Source organism: Sinomicrobium endophyticum (assembly GCF_052983315.1).
Genome location: NZ_JBRKIS010000010.1, coordinates 146,744 through 171,211, shown reverse-complemented (window position 1 = coordinate 171,211; position 24,468 = coordinate 146,744). Strand labels below are relative to the sequence as shown.

23 protein-coding genes are annotated in these 24,468 nt (G+C 40.8%); 10 read left to right on the top strand and 13 right to left on the bottom strand.

Annotation, left to right across the window (positions count from 1 at the left end):
* Positions 1-2: 2 nt before the first annotated feature.
* Positions 3-1,481: a TPM domain-containing protein gene (locus tag ACVBDU_RS03245; RefSeq protein ID WP_447178346.1), complete on the bottom strand. Its 1,479-nt coding sequence runs from the start codon at positions 1,479-1,481 to the stop codon at positions 3-5.
* 164 nt (positions 1,482-1,645) lie between these two features.
* Positions 1,646-2,125, bottom strand: a complete 480-nt coding sequence (locus ACVBDU_RS03240; protein WP_447178345.1) for a Cif family virulence factor — start codon at positions 2,123-2,125, stop codon at positions 1,646-1,648.
* Between the two features lie 76 nt (positions 2,126-2,201).
* Between ACVBDU_RS03240 and panB the strand changes: the two genes are divergently transcribed.
* Positions 2,202-3,020: a 3-methyl-2-oxobutanoate hydroxymethyltransferase gene (panB, locus tag ACVBDU_RS03235; RefSeq protein WP_447178344.1), complete on the top strand. Its 819-nt coding sequence runs from the start codon at positions 2,202-2,204 to the stop codon at positions 3,018-3,020.
* A gap of 86 nt (positions 3,021-3,106) precedes the next feature.
* Positions 3,107-3,811, top strand: a complete 705-nt coding sequence (locus ACVBDU_RS03230) for an RluA family pseudouridine synthase (RefSeq protein WP_447178343.1) — start codon at positions 3,107-3,109, stop codon at positions 3,809-3,811.
* Positions 3,812-3,904: 93 nt separating this feature from the next.
* On the opposite strand, the gene ACVBDU_RS03225 is transcribed toward ACVBDU_RS03230, so the two are convergent.
* The 6 genes from ACVBDU_RS03225 to ACVBDU_RS03200 all read right to left on the bottom strand — a co-directional run bounded on the left by ACVBDU_RS03225 (position 3,905) and on the right by ACVBDU_RS03200 (position 10,063).
* On the bottom strand, positions 3,905-4,618 hold the full coding sequence (locus ACVBDU_RS03225; RefSeq protein WP_447178342.1) for a response regulator transcription factor: 714 nt from the start codon (positions 4,616-4,618) through the stop codon (positions 3,905-3,907).
* A gap of 5 nt (positions 4,619-4,623) precedes the next feature.
* Complete coding sequence (locus ACVBDU_RS03220; protein WP_447178341.1) at positions 4,624-6,195, bottom strand: sensor histidine kinase; 1,572 nt, start codon at positions 6,193-6,195, stop codon at positions 4,624-4,626.
* Positions 6,196-6,267: 72 nt separating this feature from the next.
* Complete coding sequence (coaE, locus tag ACVBDU_RS03215; protein ID WP_447178340.1) at positions 6,268-6,855, bottom strand: dephospho-CoA kinase; 588 nt, start codon at positions 6,853-6,855, stop codon at positions 6,268-6,270.
* A 121-nt stretch (positions 6,856-6,976) separates the two neighbouring features.
* Positions 6,977-7,951 carry a YbbR-like domain-containing protein gene (locus ACVBDU_RS03210; protein ID WP_447178339.1) on the bottom strand — a complete coding sequence of 325 codons (975 nt, stop codon included), beginning with the start codon at positions 7,949-7,951 and terminating at the stop codon, positions 6,977-6,979.
* Positions 7,948-8,961, bottom strand: coding sequence for a glycosyltransferase family 2 protein (locus ACVBDU_RS03205; RefSeq protein WP_447178338.1), 1,014 nt, complete (start codon positions 8,959-8,961; stop codon positions 7,948-7,950). The genes ACVBDU_RS03210 and ACVBDU_RS03205 overlap by 4 nt, the downstream gene beginning before the upstream one ends.
* 217 nt (positions 8,962-9,178) lie before the next feature.
* A complete protein-coding gene (locus ACVBDU_RS03200) occupies positions 9,179-10,063 on the bottom strand; it encodes a CPBP family intramembrane glutamic endopeptidase (protein ID WP_447178337.1) in 885 nt (294 codons plus the stop codon).
* 410 nt (positions 10,064-10,473) lie between these two features.
* Here ACVBDU_RS03200 and ACVBDU_RS03195 point away from each other — a divergent pair, with 410 nt between their 5' ends.
* Positions 10,474-10,932 carry a COG2426 family protein gene (locus tag ACVBDU_RS03195; protein WP_447178336.1) on the top strand — a complete coding sequence of 153 codons (459 nt, stop codon included), beginning with the start codon at positions 10,474-10,476 and terminating at the stop codon, positions 10,930-10,932.
* Between the two features lie 68 nt (positions 10,933-11,000).
* Here the strand turns inward: ACVBDU_RS03195 and ACVBDU_RS03190 are convergent, their stop codons facing one another.
* A complete protein-coding gene (locus ACVBDU_RS03190) occupies positions 11,001-11,954 on the bottom strand; it encodes a glycoside hydrolase family 191 protein (RefSeq protein WP_447178335.1) in 954 nt (317 codons plus the stop codon).
* 360 nt (positions 11,955-12,314) lie between these two features.
* Here ACVBDU_RS03190 and ACVBDU_RS03185 point away from each other — a divergent pair, with 360 nt between their 5' ends.
* Together ACVBDU_RS03185 and ACVBDU_RS03180 are read left to right on the top strand one after the other, a co-directional pair.
* Positions 12,315-12,977 (top strand): HNH endonuclease signature motif containing protein, encoded by a 663-nt coding sequence (locus ACVBDU_RS03185; protein WP_447178334.1) that lies wholly within the window; start codon positions 12,315-12,317, stop codon positions 12,975-12,977.
* A 15-nt stretch (positions 12,978-12,992) separates the two neighbouring features.
* Positions 12,993-13,343, top strand: a complete 351-nt coding sequence (locus ACVBDU_RS03180; RefSeq protein WP_447178333.1) for a hypothetical protein — start codon at positions 12,993-12,995, stop codon at positions 13,341-13,343.
* An 85-nt stretch (positions 13,344-13,428) separates the two neighbouring features.
* Here ACVBDU_RS03180 and ACVBDU_RS03175 read toward each other — a convergent pair whose 3' ends face one another.
* On the bottom strand, positions 13,429-14,193 hold the full coding sequence (locus ACVBDU_RS03175) for a BamP family beta-assembly machinery protein (RefSeq protein ID WP_447178332.1): 765 nt from the start codon (positions 14,191-14,193) through the stop codon (positions 13,429-13,431).
* Positions 14,194-14,491: 298 nt separating this feature from the next.
* Here ACVBDU_RS03175 and ACVBDU_RS03170 point away from each other — a divergent pair, with 298 nt between their 5' ends.
* The 5 genes from ACVBDU_RS03170 to ACVBDU_RS03150 all read left to right on the top strand — a co-directional run bounded on the left by ACVBDU_RS03170 (position 14,492) and on the right by ACVBDU_RS03150 (position 21,040).
* On the top strand, positions 14,492-14,947 hold the full coding sequence (locus ACVBDU_RS03170) for a hypothetical protein (RefSeq protein WP_447178331.1): 456 nt from the start codon (positions 14,492-14,494) through the stop codon (positions 14,945-14,947).
* 340 nt (positions 14,948-15,287) lie between these two features.
* Entirely contained in the window at positions 15,288-17,342 is a 2,055-nt protein-coding gene (locus ACVBDU_RS03165; RefSeq protein WP_447178330.1) for a lipocalin family protein, read from the top strand.
* Between the two features lie 244 nt (positions 17,343-17,586).
* Entirely contained in the window at positions 17,587-19,221 is a 1,635-nt protein-coding gene (locus ACVBDU_RS03160) for a hypothetical protein (protein ID WP_447178329.1), read from the top strand.
* A gap of 371 nt (positions 19,222-19,592) precedes the next feature.
* A complete protein-coding gene (locus tag ACVBDU_RS03155; RefSeq protein ID WP_447178328.1) occupies positions 19,593-20,339 on the top strand; it encodes a metallophosphoesterase family protein in 747 nt (248 codons plus the stop codon).
* A gap of 86 nt (positions 20,340-20,425) precedes the next feature.
* On the top strand, positions 20,426-21,040 hold the full coding sequence (locus tag ACVBDU_RS03150) for a hypothetical protein (protein ID WP_447178327.1): 615 nt from the start codon (positions 20,426-20,428) through the stop codon (positions 21,038-21,040).
* Positions 21,041-21,497: 457 nt separating this feature from the next.
* On the opposite strand, the gene ACVBDU_RS03145 is transcribed toward ACVBDU_RS03150, so the two are convergent.
* From ACVBDU_RS03145 to ACVBDU_RS03135, 3 genes are all read right to left on the bottom strand, one after another.
* Complete coding sequence (locus ACVBDU_RS03145; RefSeq protein ID WP_447178326.1) at positions 21,498-21,956, bottom strand: VOC family protein; 459 nt, start codon at positions 21,954-21,956, stop codon at positions 21,498-21,500.
* A 252-nt stretch (positions 21,957-22,208) separates the two neighbouring features.
* Positions 22,209-23,618, bottom strand: a complete 1,410-nt coding sequence (locus ACVBDU_RS03140; RefSeq protein ID WP_447178325.1) for a flotillin family protein — start codon at positions 23,616-23,618, stop codon at positions 22,209-22,211.
* Positions 23,619-23,649: 31 nt separating this feature from the next.
* Positions 23,650-24,234: a hypothetical protein gene (locus ACVBDU_RS03135; protein WP_447178324.1), complete on the bottom strand. Its 585-nt coding sequence runs from the start codon at positions 24,232-24,234 to the stop codon at positions 23,650-23,652.
* Positions 24,235-24,468: the final 234 nt, after the last annotated feature.

The following is a 24,468-nucleotide window of genomic DNA, read 5'->3' as shown; positions in this document are numbered from 1 at the left end:
ACTTACCACCTTCCCCCGGCGCCACCTCCTCCGCTGCTGCCACCGCCAAAACTGCCGCTGCTGCTTCCGCCGGAATAACCACCTCCGGAAGACGAGGAAGAAGAGCTTCTTTGTTTCCTGGGTATGACCACGGTGCCTAACGAAATAGTATTACCGCAATTCACACACTCCCGAAGGCGTTCCCCTTTTCCGCTTGCCTTATAGGTAGCGGCCTTAATGGTTTTGGTATGCGGTTGTTTGAATGTATGGTAATGACAGGAAGGGCAATCGGAAAAGTCCCTGGCTTTAATTCCATCCCAGCCTATCGTTTTCATCTCTCCCGAAACCTGGTGTTCCCATATCTCATAACTTCTGGACAGTGCCCACTCTTCCTTTAGCTGCCCTTTATCGAGCAACTCTGTGGTTTTCTTTAGTTTGTCGCGGTCCAGTCTTTTCCAGTTCCCGGAATTATCGGGTGGCACGAACCTCTTTTCCATCGATTTCTTTCGCTTCTTATAACTCAGAACACTGAACAGGGCCACAGGTGAGAATATGAGGGGGACTATCATCCATTTATGGTATGCATCCAGGGCATTTAAACGGTTCTTTTCATCGCGAAAAGATTTGGTTATGATCTTCGATCCGCGGAAATACTTTATGGCCACAACCGCACTTCCTGAAATGGCCAGGTACCACGGAACCATTTTCATCTGAAAAATATATTCGGGAGACGAGCCTGTGAACAGCAGAAAAAAGACCCCGGCAAAAACCAGCAGCACTATACAGCCACATCCTCCTGCAACACTCGTGAGGTTCAGATGGGTTCCTTTGCCTAATTTCTTTTTCCCCTTTAAAACCTTTTTTTGAATAACGTAACCGATCCATTTCATTAAAGCCACAATCGCCAGGAATATAAAGGCGACATCTATAAATACCATTTTGTTGCGGTAAAAGAAGGATCCCTCCCGTATTTGCATCTGCAATTCTTCCGCTTTTTCCGGGTATAGCAACACATCTCTTATAGCCCCGGTAGCTTCCAATACTCCACCGTCGTAATCGTATTTCCTGAAATGTGGCACGAGGTGACGTTCTCCGATATGTCTCAGAAGGGCATCCGGTAAAATTCCTTCCATGCCGGCACCGGTTATAAAACGGTAAGCCCTGCGGTCTTTGGCTATAAAAAGTAAAAGTCCGTTGTCGTTTTCCTTCTTCCCTATCCCCCATGCATTAAAAAGTTCAAATGCAAAAATAAAATCGTCAGTACCCGAAAAATCATTGACGACTACTATGGCAAACTCTGCAGTGGTCTGCCGTTCTATTTCCACGGCAATGGCATTCACGGAATCTGCCACCTGCAAACTCAGTATCCCGTCCGGATTACTGACAAAATAATCCTGCCCGTTTAATTTCGGACTGGGCAAATTCTTCACCGTATATTGGGCAAACCCGACACTGCTCAGAAAAGTGATAAAAACCACCGTAAAAAGAAATTGTTTCCTCATGAAAATCGGAAAGAAATTGTATAATACACTGTAAAAATAAACTGTGTTTACCGAAACAGCCTGTTTTTCATACGTAAAATTTAAAAAATACCTGTTTTCCACTACCCGGGGACATCCTTAATAATTCCTGTTTAACGGGAAATTACCAACGGTTAGATCATGTGTTACCCCGGCACATCCTTTTTCCTGGTATCGGTTATACTGATGATCTTCCATTCCCCTTTCTCGTTCCGGAACAGGATAAAAGAGTTTACCCCGGTGTGGTGCAGCTTGTCCTCGTAATAAAACTCATAAGGTGCCCAGACATGGGCCATCAGTCCGTCGTGCATTATTTCAAAGGACAAGAGTTTTTCCCTGAAATCCGCTGTTTTCGGTAAAGCTGTCACCGCTTGTATAAAACCGTCGATAGACTTTGTACTTACGATAATCTGCCCTTCCCTACCCACCGAAATACTTTGCATAATACACTGCGGACCTGCAACGTCTTTTAACCGCTTCGAGTCCTTTGCATGAAAAGCTTCAAAGAATTCTTCGACGGCATTCCTGATGGTCTTTTCTTCCGGTACGGGCTGGGCATTAAGGCTTGCGAGACTCAGTATCAGCCCTAAAAATAAAACCGCTCTCATGGATAATGTTTTAAACATACAATTTAGTACTTTTACAGTAACTTTTGACTTCTCAGTTATAAAAGAACCGAAAACTACAAAACATAAATAATATATGTCTGTCGCAAAAAAAGAATACAAGAGAATTACGGTAAAGTCTCTGATAGAAATGAAAGAAAACGGTGAGAAAATAAGCATGCTCACTGCCTATGATTATTCCATGGCGAAGATCGTGGACAGCGCCGGGATAGATGTTATCCTGGTCGGTGATTCTGCGAGCAATGTTATGGCCGGGCACGAAACCACACTTCCCATTACTCTCGACCAGATGATTTACCACGCCTCCTCGGTTATACGTGGCGTGAAAAGGGCTCTTGTTGCGGTAGACCTTCCTTTCGGAAGCTATCAGTCGGATCCCAAGGAAGCACTCCGTTCTGCCATACGTATTATGAAGGAAAGCGGCGCCCATGCCATAAAGCTGGAAGGTGGAAGGGAGATCAAAGAATCTATAAAACGAATTCTGAATGCCGGAATCCCGGTAATGGGACACCTGGGGCTTACGCCACAATCCATCTACAAATTCGGCTCTTATACGGTGAGGGCCAAAGAGGAAGAAGAAGCGGAAAAACTTAAGGAAGACGCCATTTTCCTGGAAAGAACGGGATGCTTTGCCATAGTTCTGGAAAAAATACCTGCCAAACTTGCCAAAGAAGTGGCCGAAAGTGTATCCATCCCGGTTATCGGTATCGGGGCGGGAAACGGGGTAGACGGACAGGTACTGGTACTACACGACCTGCTCGGTATGACATATGAATTCAGTCCGAGGTTCCTTCGCCGTTACATGAACCTGTATGACGATATGACCAAGGCTATCTCTCAGTATGTAGATGACGTAAAAGACAGGGACTTTCCGAACGATAACGAGCAATATTAATACTTTTCAGGATTTATGAACCGTGATCTTCCGTATGAAACCGGTTTCATACGGAAGATCACGGTCCGTAGTCCTCACAGGCTGCCATGAAATTACTTTCTAACAAAAACAACCTCCAGGTACTACACGAAGACAATCACCTGATTGTTATAAACAAACGTCCCGGCGACATTGTGCAGGGCGACAAAACGGGGGATAAACCTCTCAGTGAGGTGGTTAAGGAATACCTGAAAGAAAAATATCAGAAACCGGGAAATGTATACGTGGGAGTTGTGCATCGGCTGGACAGGCCTACCAGCGGTATTGTCGTATTTGCCCGAACTTCCAAAGCCCTTTCCCGGCTCAATAAGATGTTCGCCGATAAAGAAGCACGTAAAACATACTGGGCCGTAGTGCAGAACCCGCCTCCCCGGCAGGAAGACACCCTGGATCACTGGCTGGTACGCAATACAAAACAAAACAGATCGTACGCACACACGAAAGAGGTTCGTGACGCGAAAAAGGCATCCCTGACTTACAGGGTATTGAAAAAATTACAACGTTATTATCTGCTGGAAATAGATCTGCACACCGGAAGGCATCACCAGATACGTGCTCAGCTTTCTGGTATAGGCTGCCCTATCAAAGGCGACCTGAAATACGGATTTGACCATAGTAATAAAGATGCGGGGATTCATTTACACGCCAGGAAACTTTCCTTTGTTCATCCTGTAAAAAAAGAAGAAATAACCATTACGGCCCCGCCTCCTGTAACCGATATCATCTGGCAGAATTGCCTGACTGACGACTAAAAAAGTCGGGCACAGAAGAGTTTTTTCTGGCGGGATAGTCCTCCGCTGCGCCCGGGGTGAAAATTGTTGTTGCCTGGATATTAAGCGTATCTTTTATTCTGCTTCGCTCTTGATAACCAATCGGAAACCTTCTCCGTGAATATTAAGAATCTCTACGTCTTCGTCTTTTTTCAGGTATTTCCTCAGCTTGGCAATGTACACATCCATACTCCTGGAGGTAAAGTAATTATCATCTCTCCATATTTTGGTAAGCGCCAGCTCTCTTGGCATCAGGTCATTCTCATGCAGGGCCAGAAGGCGCAGCAATTCGTTTTCCTTGGGAGAAAGCTTTATGGGTTGCTCGTCTCCATAAGTTAAAAATCTCAACTTGGAGTTCAGGTGGAACTTACCTATCTGGAACTCAAACTGATTACTGTCTGCCGAACCTGCATTAGCTTTTCTTTGCAGAATCGCCTTGATCTTAAAGAGTAATACTTCGGAATCAAAAGGTTTATTCAAATAATCATCCGCACCTGCCTTATATCCTTTAAGGACATCTTCTTTCATTGTTTTGGCGGTCAGGAATATAATTGGTATATGTTCGTTCTTTTCCCGAATCTCTTTTGCCAGGGTGAATCCGTCTTTGTAAGGCATCATCACATCCAGGATGCAAAGGTCAAAACTTTCCTTTCGGAATTTTTCGAAACCTTCCATTCCATTCTTTGCTAAAACCACATCAAAATTGTTTAGCGCTAAATAATCTTTAAGAACAATACCGAAATTCGGATCATCTTCAACCAATAAGATTTTTTTATTTACTGCTTCCATAATTTTTATATTAAAGGTAACTTTATAAAAAAGGTACTTCCTTTATCTTTTTCACTTTCTACATAAACCACACCCTGGTGGTCTTCCACAATATTTTTCACGTAAGCAAGTCCGAGTCCGTGCCCTTTTACGTTGTGGATATTGCCGGTGTGTTCCCTGTAAAATTTTTCAAATATTCTTTTCAGTACAGCTTTACTCATTCCCATACCCTGATCCTGTACTTTAATCACGATATTGTTTTTTGCGGTTTCCGTATATACATCTATTTCCGGTGTATCGGGAGAATATTTAATGGCATTATCCAGTACATTCACCAAAACGTTGGTTACGTGAAACTCATTGGCCAGAACTTCACTTTGTTCTGCCTGAAAATGCGTACGTATATAACCACCCCGGTTTTCTACCATAAGAGATACGTGCGCTATGGCCTCTTCTATAATATCGTGGATATCCAGGGTATCTTTGGTAATTTCCATCTGGTTCTTTTCCAGTTTGGATATCCTCAATACGTTTTCCACCTGCGCGTGCATTCGTTTGTTTTCATCCCGGATCATCTGGAGGTACTGCTTTACTTTATCTCCATGTTCCAGTACTTTCGGATTTTGAATGGCATCCAGCGCCAGGTTTATGGTTGCAATTGGGGTTTTGAACTCATGGGTCATATTGTTGATGAAATCCGTTTTTATCTCGGATATCTGTTTTTGGCGGATAAGCTGGTGAATGGCCCCGGAATACGCTATAACGATGATGAGAGTAAAAATGATGGACAGCAGGGCCATCCCCATAATACTCGATACCAGAAATTTCTTTTTCTGCGGAAAAGTAACGAGAAGGTCAAAATCCGTCTTTCCTTCTTCGTCTACAAAAATCGGTACTTTATACCTGGTACTTTCGCTAAGGGCAAAATCTCTGGACCTTACCTTGGTAGCCAGGCCGTTGCCATATACTCCATATTCAAAATGCAGATCTATTCCTGCTTCGGAAAGCTCCCGTTGTAACAGTAATTGTATTTCCTGATCGGAAACCCTCTCTCTTACGGGCTTTCGTTTTGCATAGTGCCGGAAATAAGTCTCAAAATGAGCTTTGTCTATGGCGGACATCCCTCCTATTTTTTCAATTCTTTCGGAGGGGGTATATGTTACTTTACCATCGATGTCTACCCCTTCTTTAACAATAATAGTCCTTCGCTTACTGTTAAAGCTTTTTATGGGAATAGAATCCGATTCACTATCAAAGAACGTAGAAGATATACCGTAATCCTCTTCTAAAACGCCATGAGAATAAATAAATGTTTCATTATTTTCCTCATCTTTATCTATAAAGAGTATTTGCCGCAGTTCTGCTTCTTTAAACTCTCCTATACTATCTATAAGTTGCAGGAATTTATTGGAGTAATCTTCAATCTCCCTTTTCTCTATCTTGTCCGAAACGGACTTTAATACCTGCATGACACTGTTGGAAAACTGCTCTTCCTTGTCGTCCACTGCTGTCTTTATCCAGTACCCCTGCACAAAAATAATACCAATCAGGGATAAACTCATCAAAGCAACCAAAAGGACAAATAACTTCCTACTCATCGAAGCAAAATTAAGGGTTTAATATGCAGTTTGTCTTAGCTTTAACCTAACCTTAACAAAATTATCCTTTATTTAACGGGAAGCTTTGACTTTTATCAAACGGGAGTGTAATTCCCGTACCTGCTTTCTCGTTTCTTCGAGATTTATATTTGTTATGACATAGTCGGACAACTGTACCTTTTTATCGTCATCCCATTGATTTTCAATACGATTCATCACAGCTTCCCGCGATACCGCATCCCGTAGCATTACTCTTTCTATCCTGGTCTCTAACGGGGCTGTGACCATAATTACGGCATCACAATCTTTATATGCACCACTTTCAAAAAGAATGGCTGCTTCTTTAATTACATAAGTTCCTTTCTGTAATGCATACCATTCTTTAAAATGCCTGCCTACTTCCGGGTGAATAATACCGTTTAATACCGCTAGTTTTTCCTTATCCTTAAATACGATACCGGCAATGTAAGCATTGTCCGGCCCGGCATCGGTATAGGCCTTTTCTCCGAAAGCTTCTGTTATTTTTGCCCGGACTTCCGGAGTATGCATAAGTTTTTTCGCCTCGGTATCCGCTATATATACGGGAATTCCCAATTCGGAAAACATCGAAGCTACAGTGGATTTCCCACTTCCGATGCCGCCTGTTAACCCTATTATCATTACCTGTTTTGTGTTATTTGTTTTAATTTAACTGTTTTATCTTAAATATACAAATGAAAAAACGGATATGGTTTATTACGGAAAAACCTACAAACCGGATTTTCTATCTGTATTGACGGAATTAAAGGGCGTTTTGTGTGGAATTCTTCACCAGGATTTCCACCCCGTGACGGGACAGTTCCGCTTTTTGTATAGTCTCCGGCATTTTGGAGATACGCAGGGGAAGATAGTTTACAGAGTCTGTCAGCGCCTCAAAATCGCACGTCACCTTAAAATCGGACGGACTTAATTTGCTCAGGTCTTTTAACGCTCCTTCGCATAGTATTTCTACTTCTGAAGGAAAAGTTCTTACGGACTTTTCTTCCGGCACATTGATCACAAAAACCGGTACGGTTACTCTTTCTGCGGAAAACCGTTCTACCCTGGCCTTCACCACTACTTTTTTATCTCTTAATTCCAGGTTTTTATATTTCCGGGGAACTTCTATCTCCATATTCACCAGGATATCTTCATTCACATCTCTCAGGGTTATTTTAGAGGTATACAGGGTGTCCAGCTGGTTGACTTCCACATCCGGGCCGAATACGTTTATTTCTGACGGGGATACGGTGAGACTGTCGTAAATACGGTAATCTTTGGCAAAGGTTATATCGGTGCGAGGTAATACTTTTACTTTCCGGATAATATTTTCACCTAAAGAAAAAAACAAGGTATCTGCCGCAAATTGCCTGATTTCGACATCTTCGGGCAATACACTTATCAGCTGTTTTCTCAGGTCTCCTGCCAGAAGATAAAACCGGTCTTCTGTTTTCCGGAGGGCGGACAGGTCTATGTCTACTTCCCTGCCAAAATATTTCATCCCCAGTAACTGCAAGCCCTTTGTATTGATATCTACTTTCAGGGTACGCGGGGGATTCACCAGTAATTTGCTTTCGGGAATACCGCTGTAAGAGGTTTTTAAGGAAACGTTACTGGTATAGCGGTTAGGCAATTTGATGAGAAACCACAGGAGAAAGGATACGAAGAAAAAAAGCAAAAACTGTGATGCCTTTCCTCCGCGTATATTCGTCGGTATGTTCCATTTACCAATTCTCATTGGGCTACTTGATTAAAAAACAATTCCGGAAAAGTTTTTTCAGGGTCTTTATGAAATACTTTTATACTCCATGTACTCTTTATAAAACCGTAGCCGTAGCCGGAAAATTGTATCAGTACGGCAAAAACGGATAAAAAAGCTACTTTGATATTTTTAGTTTTAATTAAGGCATCGATACATACTACACCGAAAAAGATGGCATAAAGAACGCCAAAGAACGGTATCCCTGCCATCCATAACAGTAAAGATGCGATAAGCCCTGCCATAAAAAACGAGGGAAACCAATATACGATCTTTTCTGTCTGCGGGTGCCAATGGTTGAGAATAGGCCTTGTCATACCAAACTTGTACACCTGTTTATAAAACTTAGACCATGAAATACGGCGTTTGTGGTAAACAAAAGCATTTTCCAGGAACCGGGTATCATAACCCGAAGCCCAGAGGCGTATGGTAAGGTCGGGGTCTTCGCCGGGATGTATGTTTCCGAACCCCCCGGTCTTCTGAAAAGCTTCGCGCGAAATGCCCATATTGAAGCTTCTGGGCTGAAACTTGCCTACGGCATTTTTCTTTCCTCTTATCCCCCCGGTGGTAATCGTGGAGGTCATGGCGTAATTGATAGCTTTTTGCAAATCGGTAAAAGAAGGGTGTGCCGTATCCGGTCCGCCATAGCAGTTTACGTAATCGCGGGTTAAGGCGTCGTGCACTTCCTTCAGGTAATGGGACGGTAAAATACAGTCGGAATCGAGGATAATAAAATAATTTCCTGCTGCTTTCCCCATTCCGTAATTCCGGGAATCTCCCGGTCCGGAATTCTCCTTATAATAATAGGATATCCGCAAACGGTCGGAGAACGTATCTGCCACTTCTTTGGCAGGCACGTCAGATCCGTCTTCGATTATAACTACTTCAAAAGGATGATCGTAGTCGAGTTTGGTTATGCTTTCCAATAACTCGGCTACTTCCCCCGGCCTGTTGTATACCGGAACAATAAAGGAAAAATCTAATTGCATGGGGCAAAGATAGGATAAGAGCTTGTTTAAACGGATTCCTATCGGATAAAAAAATGCCCTTATCGGGATGGTTGTCTCCGGAATGTAGCAAAAATAAGAAAAGAGACCGTTTTCGCCCCGTTTTCTTGCCAGTCCGATCGAGGGCCTAAAGCCCTGTTTCGGGAGGGGGGGGTAATGAGTTAATGGGTTATCCAGTTATTGAGTTATTGAGTGTTGCCTAAATAACTGAATAACCCCTATTCTCCCCCAATTCCTTTCTCTTCCGCCAGAAATAAACGGCAAAGCCCAGGGTAACCAAAGGCAGTACGGCCCCGAATTCGTCGATAAAATAGGCGGTATTCTCATGTTTTATGGTAAGCGGGGTAAAGATGGCCTGGATAAAAAGATTGTGCGATGCGTGCAGTATAACACTTGTCCAAAGGCTTCCGGACTTCATACGGTACCAGGTAAAGATAAAGCCTGCACTTAATACGAGGACAAAAAAACAGATCATGGCATACCATCCGGGTGTACCGCTGTTATAATCGGCAAAAAGTAAAATGGGCAGGTGCCAGACGGCCCATATAAACCCGGAAATCAGCGATGTCCGTGTAAATCCGTAGCGGGTGAAAAGTTCGGGTACAAGATATCCCCGCCATCCTATTTCTTCTCCCAAGGCATTGGCGGCGCTGCGTACGGTACCGAATATGCCTATGAGAATAACATACAGCCCTATTGTCCATCCGTCCCCTATATTGCCCAGGCCAAATGATTCCGTAAGTTCGCTGACAAATTCCCGGTCGTAAAATCCTCCTAAGCCGGTGAACCAGATAATGAGATAGGCTATTAGCGCGTACAAAACGGGGACAAGGAAACTTTGCAGCTGGTATTTTGTTTTTCCCCACCTCCATCCCAGTTCGGAGAGGTTCCTGTTTTCTAATTTCATGGCAATGAGGGCCGCGATTCCGGGGCACCACATCAATCCTGTTACAAAAAGACCTTCTCCTGCTCCCAGTTTTCCGGAATAAATGATAAAAAAGTAAAAAATGCCACTCAGGGCAAAGTTTATCGCCAGGAACCGGATTACAGGAGCCAGGTTGTTTTTCGTATTTATTTTGTCCATATGCAAATATTAAACGGGTTTTAGTACACGGCAAAAATCGTTTTTTTACAATGTGTCCGGGTAATTCGTTTTTATCCTTATTATTTCTACCGGGGCCAGGTATCGTTCAGATGGAGTACATCCATAAGTTGTTAAAGTTCAATTTTTGTCATGCACTAAGAAATGGCCGGGCAGATAAATATACATTTTTTTCGATCTTTCTGATAATTTTCCTACGGGATTTGTTTTGTTCTTTATTCCGCCGTCGAATTCCTGTTCGTTTTCCCAGAAACCGGATTGTGGGTATTTTCCAGGCTTCCCGGGCCGGCATCGGTGAAGGATTCCTATTAAAAAAAATGTTAAATGCTTATAAATGATATGTCCTGTAATATACCTGAGGTTTTTAATTCTTATTTTTGCAAAAAAATTCTGTGATAGTAGATATTCTGATCGCCGCTTTGTGGAGTATTTCTCCTTTCGGAGAGGCCAAAGTAGGGATTCCTTACGCTATTTTTAACCACGTTAATATTTACATAGCCTTTGTGGTCTGTCTTTTGGCCAATATATCGGTATATCCTCTTATGCGGTTTTTTCTGGACCATTTGAACCGCTATCTGCTTAAATGGAAATTTTATAAGAGAGTGGCCATTAAAGTGGCCAAACGGGTAAAGATCGGGGCTCGTTCCAATGTCAGCAAGTTCGGGTTTTGGGGCATCCTTATCTTTGTCATGCTTCCGGTACCGGGTACGGGAGTGTATGCGGGGACTATTGCTTCTTATTTATTCCGGATGCCATACCGGAAGGCTTTCTGGGCCAACGCCATCGGTATTTTCTTTTCCTGCGTTATGGTGTGGGGAATGACCCTGGCTACATATCATGGCACGCGGTAATTTTATAATTGTACATTCCGGGTTAACCTAAACACCAGCATCTGCCCGGAAAAGTCGCTTTATATAACCTATTCCCCGCAGGAAGGCATTATCCTGTCCAGTTCTACTACTGATACATAACCGGCAAAGCCGTATTCCGCATAGCGCTCACAGGCATACGATTTATTTTCTGATTTATTGGCGTAGTCCACGGCCAGTATTATTTTCCCCGCTTCTTTCAGGGCGCGTACATTGGCCAGGTTTTCGGCACACCAGTCTTCCGTACATGGAATATCGGCATCCATAAAAAAGAGGTCTTCCACGCCCAGGCCATCTATGGCTTCGGTATAGCCTTCGTAGTGGCGGAGTTCGGGGGAATTCTGCGGAAAAATCCGGAAACCGGCCGATTGTTGTCTGGCATATTCGCTGATGTGTATGACCTGGTCTACCATTTTCCGGGCCAGGCTTTCCCGGTCTTCGCCGGGCACGAGGTCCAGGTCTATTTCTTCGTAGGCGTTGGGGATATCGAGGTACACCCCGTCAAACCCGGCGGCAATGGCCTGGTCTATACGTCCTTTTACGGCCAGTTCCCACCAGGCCGGCTCCCAGTATTTTACAAAATACTCATCGGGCCAGTCGGGCCAGTGGTTTAGTTGCAGGCCGGCTTCTACTACGGCTTCATATTCCGGGCGGTAGGTCTCGTTAGTCCCCATAGAAAAATAGGCCAGCACTTTTTTACCGGAATTACGGAGGGTTTCTATCTCTTCTCTGGTAAAATAACCTTCGCCCCCGTCTCTTGCCAGGTCTATCACGGCCAGGTCCTGCTCCGCTTCCGCCAGTGCATCCAGTTTACCGTCGGGGTAATTGGTCAGCTGGTATACAAAATTGCGGACTTCTCCCATTTCTGCCGGAGGATTGTTTTCTTCTCCTGTAGTAAGATCATCGTCTTCATCACTACATCCGATGTTTATACCGACTAAAAGAAGGATAAACATATAGGTTAGCGGAATACATAAGGTTTGGCGCATGGGGGTAGATTTCATGTTGTTTCGATTTTTAAGGGCTTGTTTTGCGGATAGTATGGTACACCGGCATCATTTTAAAAGAAATTTTTGTCTTATTTCTTTTCGGAAATAACGGTTTTTATAGTGTATTTATTTTCCTGCCGGAAGTTATTCGGGAAAATTAAAAAGCAGGTCTACGGGAACCCGTATGGATGTATGGGAAATTTGTGGAATATTTGTATTGTCCGTATAAACAAGCAGGTATAACCATAAAGCATATAGTTATGATAAAGAAAACTATTTCCGTAAAACTGCATAAACGCAAGCCTCCGAAGAAATAGGTAGTGCACCTTATCGAACAATTTTGTATTCACTTCATCTGATTATAACACTTTATCCATGAAATACTTTTTTACTTCTTTACTGTTTTTCTTCTTCTTCCCTTCTGTGTGCACCTCACAGGAAACGTATAAACAGGATAATACGGAATATTACAGCGACCGTTATTATACTACTACGGGAAAACCTATGGTAAAACGAAGCGAGGCCAACAAACGAAAGTTCCTGGCATCCAAGAGCCTGACGGAGGTTCCGGAAGGGTACGAGATAGATCATATTATCCCGCTTTCGGAGGGAGGTACGGACGATCCTGAAAACATGCAACTGCTCACTATTGCGGAACACCGGGAGAAAATGGCCAAAGAAAGGGCGGGCCGCAGCAAGTCTACATATCCTGTTACGCAACGAACGTATTATACTTCGTCCACTTACCCCAATACCTCTTCCCCTGGTAAGGTCACAACAACATCCGGTTCTGCCGGGACAGATTCGGAGGGGCGTACTTTGTACCGGGGGAGCCGGGGCGGTATGTATTATATTAACAAAAACGGGAATAAGGTATATGTAAAATCCGGCAAGGAATCTTCCGGGAGTTACGGCACTACTTCCACATCTTCCGGTTCGCGGAGCGCTTCGGGGAGGACTATACACACCGGACCGAGGGGAGGAAAATACTATATCAATTCCAAAGGGAATAAGACCTATGTTAAAAAGAAAAGTTAACAACGATTACCCGTCATGAAATACCTGGTTACCATACTTCTGTTTATTTCGCTGGTTTCGTGCAAAGGGGAAAACACGGAACGGGATATACTAAATTCTCTCCGCACTTCTCATATCCGTGCCAATGGAGGGTTTACGGATGGTGTGTACCCTGCCCGGGTAGGGTATTATTACCCGAAAACGGGCACCCGGTCTACATATACGTTAAAGGTGAAAGTAAAAGACAACCGGCTTCGGGTTATCTACTGGCCTAACGGCGGCTGGCTGGATGATAGTCATTTTACTCCTCCGGATATACATACGGGCATTACCAAATTTAAAAGTGACCGCGGGGTTTGGTATACGGTGGATATTACCGGGGAGTAGTTTGCAGGAAAAAGAGTGCCATTGCCTTTGCACATACACGCGATTGTTTACCGAGCTTTTTCTTATGCACAGCTATATTTTAACGCTACGGCTCGCTATCCGCATTATCAACAGAATAAAGAAACTCTTTGCTGTGAAGGATAAGTGCATTCAGAAGATCAAACCGGTTATCCTGTGCCAATAATCCGGCATCAATTTTCCGGGATTCGCAGTATACTAAAAAAAGTCCCCTGTAGTCCCTGGGTATTTTTAGCTCGTTGGTTAAGAGTTTTTCTGTGAAAAACGGATCGCTTTTGAACAAATTGTCCAGATCTTCATATACAATGGTTTTTGGTGGTGCTTCTTTTTGTTTATCTTTTTTAAAAAGGCCGTATATAAGGTTGAATATAAGTACGAAATCCATATTTCCGGAAGTGTTCGACATATATTTCAAGGGATCATTTTTCATGTCTTCGGCAATCTGCTTTTGAAGCCCGCTACTATATGCTTTTTCATCAAAATCGGGGGCTATATACTTGTCCTCCACTATGACTTCGTCCAATTGATTTACTTTTTCTGTCAAATCTATATGCAATTCCTCCCTGAAGTGCCGGGGCCGGACCATAATTACCTTCTCCTCGAAAAAATCGGAAGAAAACAATATGCTGTCTTTTTTCCGGGCAGGGATATTAAACCTTCCTTCTTCGTCAGAATAGGTGGTTATCCTGGTATGGAGGTTGGTGACTTTGATATTTTTCAGCAATTGGCCGGAGGTAGATATTTTACCGGATACCGGGGATGTTTCCTGTGCAAAACCCAATGAGGTCAAGCTACAGGTAACCAGAAACAGATACATTTTTGCTTTGTACATGGAAATGGTTTGGAACACTACGAATTAAAGATAAGAAGAAGTATTCAAAAAAGGCTGATTTTACGCTAACACACCACGTTAAAAACTTGTTAACATGAGGATTATATTTTTTAAACTTGTATTCTTTCCCATCATTTTATGCAGTGAGTACCTTAAAAAACTATAAAAGTTACAGCTGTTGTAAAGCTTACTTTAGTATACACAATAGGCACTCGTTGCAAACGAGCGCCAGAAATAAAACAAACTAAAATTTAAGTATATTAGGAGGGTTGACAATATAACGAAAAAATAAGCATTTATGAAAAAAGACGGCAAACTCAGAAAAATATTAATACTGTTCCTAATCCTGACATCTTGTAAAGCAAATAAAGTTGAAGTAAAGAATGTGGAACAAGTTCCATCAGATTTACAGTGCCCGCTCCGTGGACTTCTAAAAACAACAAACTATAAAAATGAAATAGAAGAACTGAGCAAAGACTATAAAAGAAAAATAATGGAAATAGAAAGCCTGGAACTGGATTCTGCAAAATACCGAACTGTGCTTCACCTTAAAGCATCCAGCCAGCATTTATGGTTAATCAAAAATAATCTTATGGAAAACAGTGCAGACTCTATTCTTGTTCACTGTATAGATTCTACCAGAAGTGTAGAAGCAGAGTTTGACATAGATAATTGTGAAATTGAAATTATGGAAACGGAGTTTTTTAGCAATGGAGATCCAAAAGTGTCTATATCTAAAATTATAAAGCTTTGAAATTCCGGGAATTCCTGGCGCTCGTTTGCAAACGACAACCAGTTAAAGAAGCCGCACAAGGGCCGGCAGCAACGACTGTGGCTAATGCTGTTTATCACCCCTGCGGAAAAAGGGTGAGGCGGCTGCCTTTAGACAAATATATTAAGGCTTAAATGACTTTATTGCTATATAAAGTTTAATATATTATACCTGAGATTTCTCGCATTCGAAATGACACTTTTGGCTGCCTTGGGGACGACTCCTTTCAAAAATATTTATACGCAAAAGTTACAGAAAATCCAGTATATTTAAGCACCGTTATAGACCTAATAATTCAAAGCTAACCCAATCTGAAAAGTAGATGACAAAAAACTACAACCTAAAAGTCTTTGCCCCCGTATTGTTATTATTTTTCCTGATCCTCTCCGGTTGTTCTGGTGACGATGACAATGTAATTACACTGGAAAACTTTTACAAAGGGGCCCTTACTTCTGCAAAGACAGAAGACCTGGCGGGGATCTGGTCTATATACGAAGTGGAATACGAGGGAGAAAAAACATCGGTCCCGGTATCCTACCAGGGATGTGGCCGGGATTTTTTCGTTTTTATGGATAATGGCAAATACAGCCAATACGCTGCTAATTCCGAATGGTGTAATTACGATACGGATGCAACTAACTGGTCATTGAATGAGGGAATTATTTACATTGGCCCCTCCGTACCGCAATCGGAAGAAATGGTCCTTGTCGGTTTGAATAAGGACAAACTTGTATTCAGGATGAAAATAGACATGGACGAAGACGGTACCCTTGACATTTTGACTTTTACCGCGCAACGATATGCCCCTCCCAACGATCCGGACATTTACACAACATCGTTTCAATGGGACGATAGTCCCGAACACCAGGACAAAATACGGCTTAAGTGGATGAAATACCAGGGATTCAACAAATTTGATAAATACGAAATTTACAGAGCCAAAGAAGGATGTTCTAAATCCCAAGCTGAACTTATAGGTACTATTACAGACGTGGATCAAAATAACTTTGTTGACGAAACTCCAGCTCCTTATGAAAAGCTCTGTTATTTTTTCAAGCTATATACAGATAAAGGATTGGTAGGCGAAAGTACGCTTGTTGATATTTACACATATCATTTTGAGGTTGAACCGGTGAAACTATCTACACCTATTACTCTGAATGACGCTATTAAACTTGACTGGGAAGTGTATCAAGGAAATTATTTTTCACACTATGAAATTGTAGTCACTAGACTTGATGAATTTAATATAAACGGGGAGGAAGTAGTTTTAGCCAAAATAGAAGACATTAATACCACAACCTTTACAGATAATAATCCACCATATGCAATACACCCCGGCTATACTGTTTTTGTGTATAACATATTTGGGCAAAGAACCCCTGCTATCTTTGGCACAAACACTCAAAAATCAAGTTATAAAAAACCCGGAGTTCTCCCCTTCAAATACGTTTCATTTATCTCTTTAGACCAGGAAGAAACCATTGCTTATGTTTTTACCGAAGGTGATCTTTACAGATATAATTACAGTACACAAATTATTGAAGCTAAAGCCGCTGCCCCCCCTACTTCAGATACCACTGTAGAGATGAAATTAACACACTCTTCGGTTTACGGTAAAGAAATTATTTTTCACCAGTCCGGCGAGTATAATGTTTATGATGCAAAGACTTTAGAACTGAAATATGAGTTAAAGCCCCAAGAGCATTTTTCTGTATCTTATTTTGCTAACATACATGATAATTTATGGATATTCCTTGATAGCGATTATGCATACACATATGAGCGGGACGGAAACACTTTACATCCAATTGATAAAGCACCTACTTTTTCAACACACCATGGAGATTCGAATTATTATCCCATTCCCTTGAATAATAATGAGGTACTTGTAGGCCATCATAATGAATCTAATAGTATCGTTTTTACGGTCGACAATAATGGGAATTTCCAAAATAGAAAGACTGTTAATTTACAGGTAAAATCACTGAATAACAAATTAAAGATCTTATACAGTCCTGAACAAAATTTTCTCGTTGATTTGATGGATAACAAAATCTATTCTTCGGAAAATTTCACCCCTATCAGGTCTTTTGAAATGCCACGTTTTCCGTCCGGAATAAGTATGAACGGAAATTTAATTTTAGGATCAAATAATCAACCGGATCAAGCTCATAATCATGATTTCCCCCCTGAAAGAGAGGTAAAAATTTATAACGTATCATCCCAGACAGTACATTCGTATGAAACTGAGGGATATCCGCATTTATTATTTGAAAATCATTTAGGTCAAATAATAAGTATATCATCAGGTTTCAAACGTCATAGCTTGTATGATGAAAATAGCCAAGATATTTTCTTTGAAATAATTAAATAACAGAAAAGTATATCTATTCCCAGACATTATTGAAGGTCTATCCCCAACTGGCACTCGTTTGTAACGAGTGTGTATCGTAGAAAGCGTTTGTAACGCCCCTTAAAAATAAAGGCATCTTAAAATGATAATCATTACGGTAAACAAGATATAGGTTATAGACTGCGGAATGTACTAAATTAGTTCCCTCCAATTACAGATTACCACTCATAATGAATCATTCATCTGAATACAAAATATTTTAAAAATGAACTACAGACCTTTAATTTTACCAATACTATTTTTAGTACAGTTTGCCTGTTTTTCTCAAGGTGAAATTGTTTTAACCGGAGGAACTGGCTCAGATATAGGAAATGCTATTAATTCTATAAATGATCAAGGTTCAATAGTATTAAAAGGAGGAAATTATTTAATAACAACTAACCTAATAATTCCAGAAAAGATCACTTTAACTTTTTCTGAGAATGCTAAAATAATTTTAAATACCGGAGTTCAATTAACACTAAATGGAAATATAAAAACGGGTTTAAGTCACATTTTTGAAGTTAATGATGGCGCTAAAATAATTGGAAATTCAAAATTAGAAAGAATATATCCACATTGGTGGGGTGCAGTTCAAAATGATGAAGCACCAGATGATAAAGGAATAGAAGAAGCATTAAAATTTATTCTTAATAGACAAAAAGCCTCGACTAGAATAAAAATTAATAACTCTAAAACTAGTAATAGTAATATTATTTTAGATTTTGCCGGAGGGGAATTTATATTAGAGAATAAAATACAACTTCCTGAAACTAGTGCATTTCAATTAGTAAATGGAATTATCAAAGCTAGCGATAATTTCACAGATGATTTTTTATTTGATACATACATAGAAAAAACAGGAAATAATCCAGAAAGGCGATTCAACCGTGAAAATATTACTTTCAATGAAATTATTCTTAATTGTCATTATAAGGCCAGTGGTATTAGATTAGCAAATAGTATAAGATGGGTATTCGATAAATTTTCTGTCTATGACATTCCGGAAAATAAAAGTGGAATTCTCATTCATGGAGAATCGAATGAGATAATGATTCTAAATTCATTTTTCATAAATAAAGATGATTATTATTTTGACGAAGGTGTTGAGCATAGGACAGGAACCGGAATAAAGCTGGAAAATAATGGTACGTTTTCTAATTCAGATCATCATTTTAGTAATATCGTAATGAAAGGTCTTGAATATGGTATCAGGTCAATTGGTTCTACAGCTAACGTATACGATAAGATACATATATATGATTCATTCTATGGAATAAAATTAGAAGGGAATACTTCGGCAAATAGAATTACCACCTGTTATTTTGATAATTGCAAATTAAATATTGGAGGACCTAAATTCACCTCAGTTACTAATTGTTATTTTATTTATGTTGATGATGATGTTAATTATGCACCTTTTGAAATTGAGGCTAATTGGACCGGGCAAAATATTAGGGGGTTTACGGCCACCAATAATATTTTTCAAAGTACAATACCTATAGAGGCCTTCAAAATACTTACTCCTGGTAATTTTTACTTTAATCAGGATCAAATTTTTGATACATATATTATGAATAATACTTCCGATGGAAATGTTAATATTAGAGGAACTCATTATACCATAAATAATTCTCTACCTACTACTCCAACAAATGATATAGTCAAAGTTGATGTAAGTAAAAAGCATCTTATAGGTAAAGTTCAAGAGTTTTATCTCGGGATTACAAATCATTATGGAGGGGCTCCCATTAGTGGAAATTTTATAGGAGTGGAAGGGAATTTTTTAAAGATAAAACTCTCAAACCCAATGATAGGAAATTTACATATAAAAGTAGTTACATCCGAAAATATGAAATAACGTGCTCTCTCTAATATTCATTTATAACGAATATGCCTGGATATACAGTAGTTACAAGGCTTATATGGAAGATTGGACGGAGAAACCGAATGTGGAGTTGCAAACATTGTGGTGAGTAATGCAGGTTTTGCAAATATAGACTGGTTTAGTAAAGGGGGCATTGCAAATGCGGGAGACGATGGGTACTCGTTGCAAACGAGCACCAGACCGAGTAGGGTTATAAAAGAGTATTATGAATTTTGTGAAAGGCCCATGTTCGGGGCCTTTTGTTCTTTATAAGTCTATAGGATAAAAAGCCAATAGATACTATGGAGATTTTGAGTACTTTTAGCAAGGCTTTTTTTTCGAAAAAACATTAAAAGGAGAACAGTATGCATGAATCCATTGCAGTTATTTCAGATATACACGGTAACAGTTTAGCACTGGAGGCCGTATTAAAGGATATTTCGACCCGCGATATTAACTTGATCGTTAATTTGGGAGATAGTTTATTCGGTCCGATCGATCCGGTTGGCACCGCCGGTCAATTAATGAGCATTTCGAATAGTATAAATATTATGGGAAACTGTGATGAAATTCTTTTAAATGAAAAAAGCAATTCCGAGACCTTTAATTTCGTAAAACCTGTAATAAATAGTGATATTGAGAAATGGATCAGATCATTTAAAGATACATGGGTATTGGAAGATATTATGTTCTGCCACGGCACTCCGTTTGTAAATGATCAGTATTTACTGGAAGAAGTAAATGAACATGGCGTAACCCATAAGTCCTCCGATCAACTTTCAATGGAACTGGGAGAATTATCGCATAAATATATATTTTGCGGACATAGTCATGTTTTCAAAACACAATACCTACCTGATAGTAAGTTGATCGTAAATCCGGGAAGCGTGGGATTGCCTGCGTATTATGACAATATGCCGTTTCCGCATGCAATGGAATCAAATTCACCTTATGCCGAGTATGTGATTGCTAAAAAGACTGCTGAAAAAAAATGGAATATAGAACATGTAATGGTTGGCTATGATTGGGAAAAAGCAAGTTCCATCGCCAAAGACAACGGACGGGAAGACTATGCTTTTGCCATAAAGACGGGAAAAGCATTAATAGGGTAACTCCCCGTTCCTTGCAAACGAATCACCTGGTAGAGGCCAAGGTAATCCATATTTAAATATATTCACAAATTATATAAGCTATCACAATGAAAAATATTCTGATTGCCGCTCTATTATTTTTATTTTTTGTGCAGTTAAAAACATTCGGCCAAAATACAGTGACTACAACTACAAAATACGGTGTAGAGAATATGGAGTTATTGGAGATTTTCGAATTTCAAAACATAGCTGTGCAAAGGTTTGATTTTGAAAGTGCCGAAATTGAAGGAAAGTATTATCAGCTTCACATAAAAGAATTCAGAAACGGAAAACTAGCTGACACAAAGATTTTATTTGATGCAACAGAAACGGAACTGTTTCAAATTAAACAACCTGTTTTTGATTTGAAAATTTTTACGGAAATCTCTGCCGATAACCTGAAAGTTCAATTAAGAGGTCCTAATTACAGTAGTGCTTCTAAAAATTTTAAACTCACCAACAACGGGTCCGAATATATAACGAAAGATTTTTTCGGATCGGAAAAAACAGTTGAAAATCCATTAAAAGATGAATTCCCGTTACTGGCTATCATAACACCTACAATACATGACGATGGTTCAGGTTCCTATTGTGAGGTTGTACAATCTGATATAAAACCCGAGGAATTAGGAACTCATTTTAAAATTCCGCATTATTTTTTAATCACTATGGTTTTTAAATAGGAACGTTCCAAATCCCAAAGAAGAGAGGCACTTGCCATAAACAAGTGCCACGGCATTTTTGGCAACCCTCCGGAATTCTTATGGATATGAATTTTTGATGGAAGAAGGGGCCGGGTTAAACCGGAACATAGTACTCTTTTGCATTTTACGGTATAAGTTTTCATTGATGGAAACAGGGACTTTTAAATTCGGGAACAGAATTTCATACCTATCCCCCTTCTTCCCCACTAACTTTACGTTTACAAGTTCTTCCTTCATAATTTAAATTTTTACAGTTAAACTATTAAGAATGTACTATATGTGTCATAAAAAGGGCAAAGCAAAAGGTATTCCATTCCAAGGGAATAACGGCAACAGGTTGTAGTGTAAGTCAAAATGTCAGTTAGCTGTCTGCAACCATGTATTATAAATGCGTAAATGTCCTGGTCCGGGATAAAGAGACCTGAGCTCCCCGTTTTTATTCTTTAGCATCATTGATTTCCACCCAGTACCCATCCGGGTCTGTAAAATAAATCTGTTTTACGCCATCTACCCTGTCGGTAACCTTTTGTTTTTCACCTTTCCAGCTTTCGTAGGCAATTTTGTTTTTATCCAGCACTTTAATAAAGTCCGGAACGGATGGGACGGAAAAGCAAAGATGGCTGTTTTTATCGCGTTTGGCAGCGGCTTTTGCGCCTTCTATTAAATGCAAATGCGCATTGGAACCAATGGAAAACCAGGTGTGTTTGCCGTCATGGAATGGTTCTGGTATAGTATCTAACCCCACAATATCCCGGTAAAAGTGTGTGCTGCTGGCCAGGTCAACAACATAAACGGCAATATGGTTGATAACGGCCTTGGACTTCGCTTCCTGGGCACTGAGTTGAAGGGATAATAAAAAACAAAATGAAGTGAGGAGCAACAATGATTTTTTCATGAATGATAGCTTTTACAGGATGGTTTTTATATTAGTATTCCATGGAAAAGGGAATAAAGATAATTAAAAGAATACATTTTTGGGCTTTAGCTACCCCTGGCGCTCGTTTACAACGAGTGCCCCCTCACCGTATACCACGTTTTGAAACAATCCTTCAAAAAATATTACAGAACTGAAAGTACATGTAACCGGCAAAAATGCACAAAAAAACGGACGGGCATACTAATGCCCGCCCGTCCTATAAATGTTTTTTTAAACCTCTTCTCCGTCTTTCGTTTCTTTTTCTGCTTTATCCGTTTCCGGTTTTTCTTCACCTTTGAGATAGGAAGGCAATTGCATCCCCGCCATATTGAACATGTCTTCCAGTGGTGGTACGGATTTGTATATACCGGAGAGGAAGTTGGCTGTTGCTGTTTTGCCATCCCCCTGACCACAATTACCATCCCAAACGGTAACCTTATCGATCTTGATATTCTTAATGGCTTCGGCCTGTGTTTTCACCAGTTCCGGTAGTTTATCGGCGATAAGCAGTAATACGGCACTTTTGGAGTCGTTCCCTGCTGCTTTCACAATCTGGTCGAGACCCTGTGCCTGTTTGGTAAGAATTTCGTAAAGTCCTTGTGCTTCTGCCTGTTTTTTGAGTAATATGGCATCTGCCTCACCCTTGGCAGTACGCCGTATCATTTCGGCTTCTGCTTCGGCATCTATTTCTATTTTGCTTTTTTCAATCTCGGCAGGAACCACAACGTTTGCATACTGTGTGGCCTTATCCCTGACAGCTCTTTGTTCTTCTGCTTCCTGCTCGGCTTTATACGCTTCCTGCAATGCCCTTGCCGATTGCACCTTCTCTGCTGCACTGGCTATTTTTTCCGCTTCGGCTTCTTTTTCCCTACGCATGGCATTGGAATTGGCTACATTTACCAATGCCGTGTTTTCTCCTTCTATAGCTTTGGCATTGGCGGCAGCCACCTGGGTACGCTCTTCCTGTTTGGCATTAGCCTCACCGATAGCCCCGTCCCGGTCTTTTTCGGCAACAGATTTCTTGGCGGCGTTAATAGCATGTGCAGCCGCTTCTTTTCCCAGGGCAGAGATATACCCGGACTCGTCCTGTATATCCGTAATGTTTACGTTGATAAGCTTCAGCCCTACTTTCTTTAATTCTGCCTCTAAGTTTTCGGTGATATTCTGCAAAAACTTATCCCGGTCCGAATTGATTTCTTCGATATCCATAGATGCCACTACCAGGCGCAACTGTCCGAATATAATTTCCTGCGCCAGGTCCTGTACTTCCGGTAATCCGAGACCGAGCAGGCGTTCTGCGGCATTTTGCATGACTCCGGGGTCGGTAGATACCCCGATGGTAAACCTGGAGGGGACATTGACCCGGATGTTCTGTTTGCTCAGTGCATTGGTAAGATTGACCTCTATGGACATAGGCGTAAGGTCCAGAAATTCGTAATCCTGGAATACCGGCCATATAAATGCTGCTCCACCGTGAATACACCGGGCGGATTGTCCTTTTCCGGTTTTACCGTATACCACCAGAATGCGGTCGGAAGGACAGCGTTTGTACCTCTTGATGAGGGAAAAGAACATAATAAAAATAAAGAGTATCACGATGATAATACCGATCACTCCTGAGAATGAAGAAATATTTTCCATGAGTTATTTAAGAAGTAAAATGTTATACAAACTATTCGGATACAGGGTTTACAATAAGGATACCGTTGTTCGTAACTGCTTCCACCCGGATTACAGTTCCTTGTGGTAAGTTGACTTCGGCATCAGTTAGTGCTTCCATTTCGCGCAATGCACCCTGTACTTTTACCTGCACTTTCCCCATTCTGGAACGGTTTTTACCGATTTCCAGGTACACTTCACCTATCACATTCAGCGCGTTCTTGTACTGTAAGGTACCGCTTTGAGTAAGCCGGCTAATATAATAGAACAAGGCTGCCATGATAAACATCATGAGAAGTCCGCAAAAAGAGGAAACAACAATTGTGAGTGGAAAGGAAAAGCCGGCATTGAGACAGGTAATGCCGCTCCATCCGAATATGGTAAAAAAGGCGATGAGATTTTTAAGGGTAAAAAATTGAAACCCTACACCATGGTCGTACTCTATTTCCGAATCCACACTTATCTCGGAAGACCCGAAGTCTCCCTCTCCTCCGACAAACGTGAGCACCATAATGATGAGAAATATCACCGTAGAAATAATTGCTATCCCCCAGAAAATCTGTTCGGTTAGCATTAAAGAATTGTACCATTCTCCCATAGGCTATAAAGTTAGAATTAACACGGAACTAAAGATATTAAAAAATTCAGTAGTTGGTAGAATAAAAGGACAATTCCTTTAACGATTTGTGTGTTTCTATGTTCCCCTGCCGCTCATTTACAACGAGTGCCTTGCCATAAACAAAGCGTTTGTAATACCCCCTCCACAAAATACCACAGAAATATAAAGCCCGGAAACAGGTATAATCCGTTGTGTTTGCTAAATTTGAGAGCC

What these genes read in the sequence shown, in the direction of transcription:
- ACVBDU_RS03145 (WP_447178326.1), bottom strand. Translation starts at nt 21,956, where the DNA reads ATGAAAAAATCATTGTTGCTCCTCACTTCATTTTGTTTTTTATTATCC.
- ACVBDU_RS03170 (WP_447178331.1), top strand. Translation starts at nt 14,492, where the DNA reads ATGAAAAAAGACGGCAAACTCAGAAAAATATTAATACTGTTCCTAATC.
- ACVBDU_RS03230 (WP_447178343.1), top strand. Translation starts at nt 3,107, where the DNA reads ATGAAATTACTTTCTAACAAAAACAACCTCCAGGTACTACACGAAGAC.
- ACVBDU_RS03240 (WP_447178345.1), bottom strand. Translation starts at nt 2,125, where the DNA reads ATGTTTAAAACATTATCCATGAGAGCGGTTTTATTTTTAGGGCTGATA.
- ACVBDU_RS03155 (WP_447178328.1), top strand. Translation starts at nt 19,593, where the DNA reads ATGCATGAATCCATTGCAGTTATTTCAGATATACACGGTAACAGTTTA.
- ACVBDU_RS03165 (WP_447178330.1), top strand. Translation starts at nt 15,288, where the DNA reads ATGACAAAAAACTACAACCTAAAAGTCTTTGCCCCCGTATTGTTATTA.
- ACVBDU_RS03225 (WP_447178342.1), bottom strand. Translation starts at nt 4,618, where the DNA reads ATGGAAGCAGTAAATAAAAAAATCTTATTGGTTGAAGATGATCCGAAT.
- panB (WP_447178344.1), top strand. Translation starts at nt 2,202, where the DNA reads ATGTCTGTCGCAAAAAAAGAATACAAGAGAATTACGGTAAAGTCTCTG.
- ACVBDU_RS03205 (WP_447178338.1), bottom strand. Translation starts at nt 8,961, where the DNA reads ATGCAATTAGATTTTTCCTTTATTGTTCCGGTATACAACAGGCCGGGG.
- ACVBDU_RS03190 (WP_447178335.1), bottom strand. Translation starts at nt 11,954, where the DNA reads ATGAAATCTACCCCCATGCGCCAAACCTTATGTATTCCGCTAACCTAT.
- ACVBDU_RS03160 (WP_447178329.1), top strand. Translation starts at nt 17,587, where the DNA reads ATGAACTACAGACCTTTAATTTTACCAATACTATTTTTAGTACAGTTT.
- ACVBDU_RS03135 (WP_447178324.1), bottom strand. Translation starts at nt 24,234, where the DNA reads ATGGGAGAATGGTACAATTCTTTAATGCTAACCGAACAGATTTTCTGG.
- ACVBDU_RS03220 (WP_447178341.1), bottom strand. Translation starts at nt 6,195, where the DNA reads ATGAGTAGGAAGTTATTTGTCCTTTTGGTTGCTTTGATGAGTTTATCC.
- coaE (WP_447178340.1), bottom strand. Translation starts at nt 6,855, where the DNA reads ATGATAATAGGGTTAACAGGCGGCATCGGAAGTGGGAAATCCACTGTA.
- ACVBDU_RS03245 (WP_447178346.1), bottom strand. Translation starts at nt 1,481, where the DNA reads ATGAGGAAACAATTTCTTTTTACGGTGGTTTTTATCACTTTTCTGAGC.
- ACVBDU_RS03185 (WP_447178334.1), top strand. Translation starts at nt 12,315, where the DNA reads ATGAAATACTTTTTTACTTCTTTACTGTTTTTCTTCTTCTTCCCTTCT.
- ACVBDU_RS03175 (WP_447178332.1), bottom strand. Translation starts at nt 14,193, where the DNA reads ATGTACAAAGCAAAAATGTATCTGTTTCTGGTTACCTGTAGCTTGACC.
- ACVBDU_RS03200 (WP_447178337.1), bottom strand. Translation starts at nt 10,063, where the DNA reads ATGGACAAAATAAATACGAAAAACAACCTGGCTCCTGTAATCCGGTTC.
- ACVBDU_RS03150 (WP_447178327.1), top strand. Translation starts at nt 20,426, where the DNA reads ATGAAAAATATTCTGATTGCCGCTCTATTATTTTTATTTTTTGTGCAG.
- ACVBDU_RS03210 (WP_447178339.1), bottom strand. Translation starts at nt 7,951, where the DNA reads ATGAGAATTGGTAAATGGAACATACCGACGAATATACGCGGAGGAAAG.
- ACVBDU_RS03180 (WP_447178333.1), top strand. Translation starts at nt 12,993, where the DNA reads ATGAAATACCTGGTTACCATACTTCTGTTTATTTCGCTGGTTTCGTGC.
- ACVBDU_RS03140 (WP_447178325.1), bottom strand. Translation starts at nt 23,618, where the DNA reads ATGGAAAATATTTCTTCATTCTCAGGAGTGATCGGTATTATCATCGTG.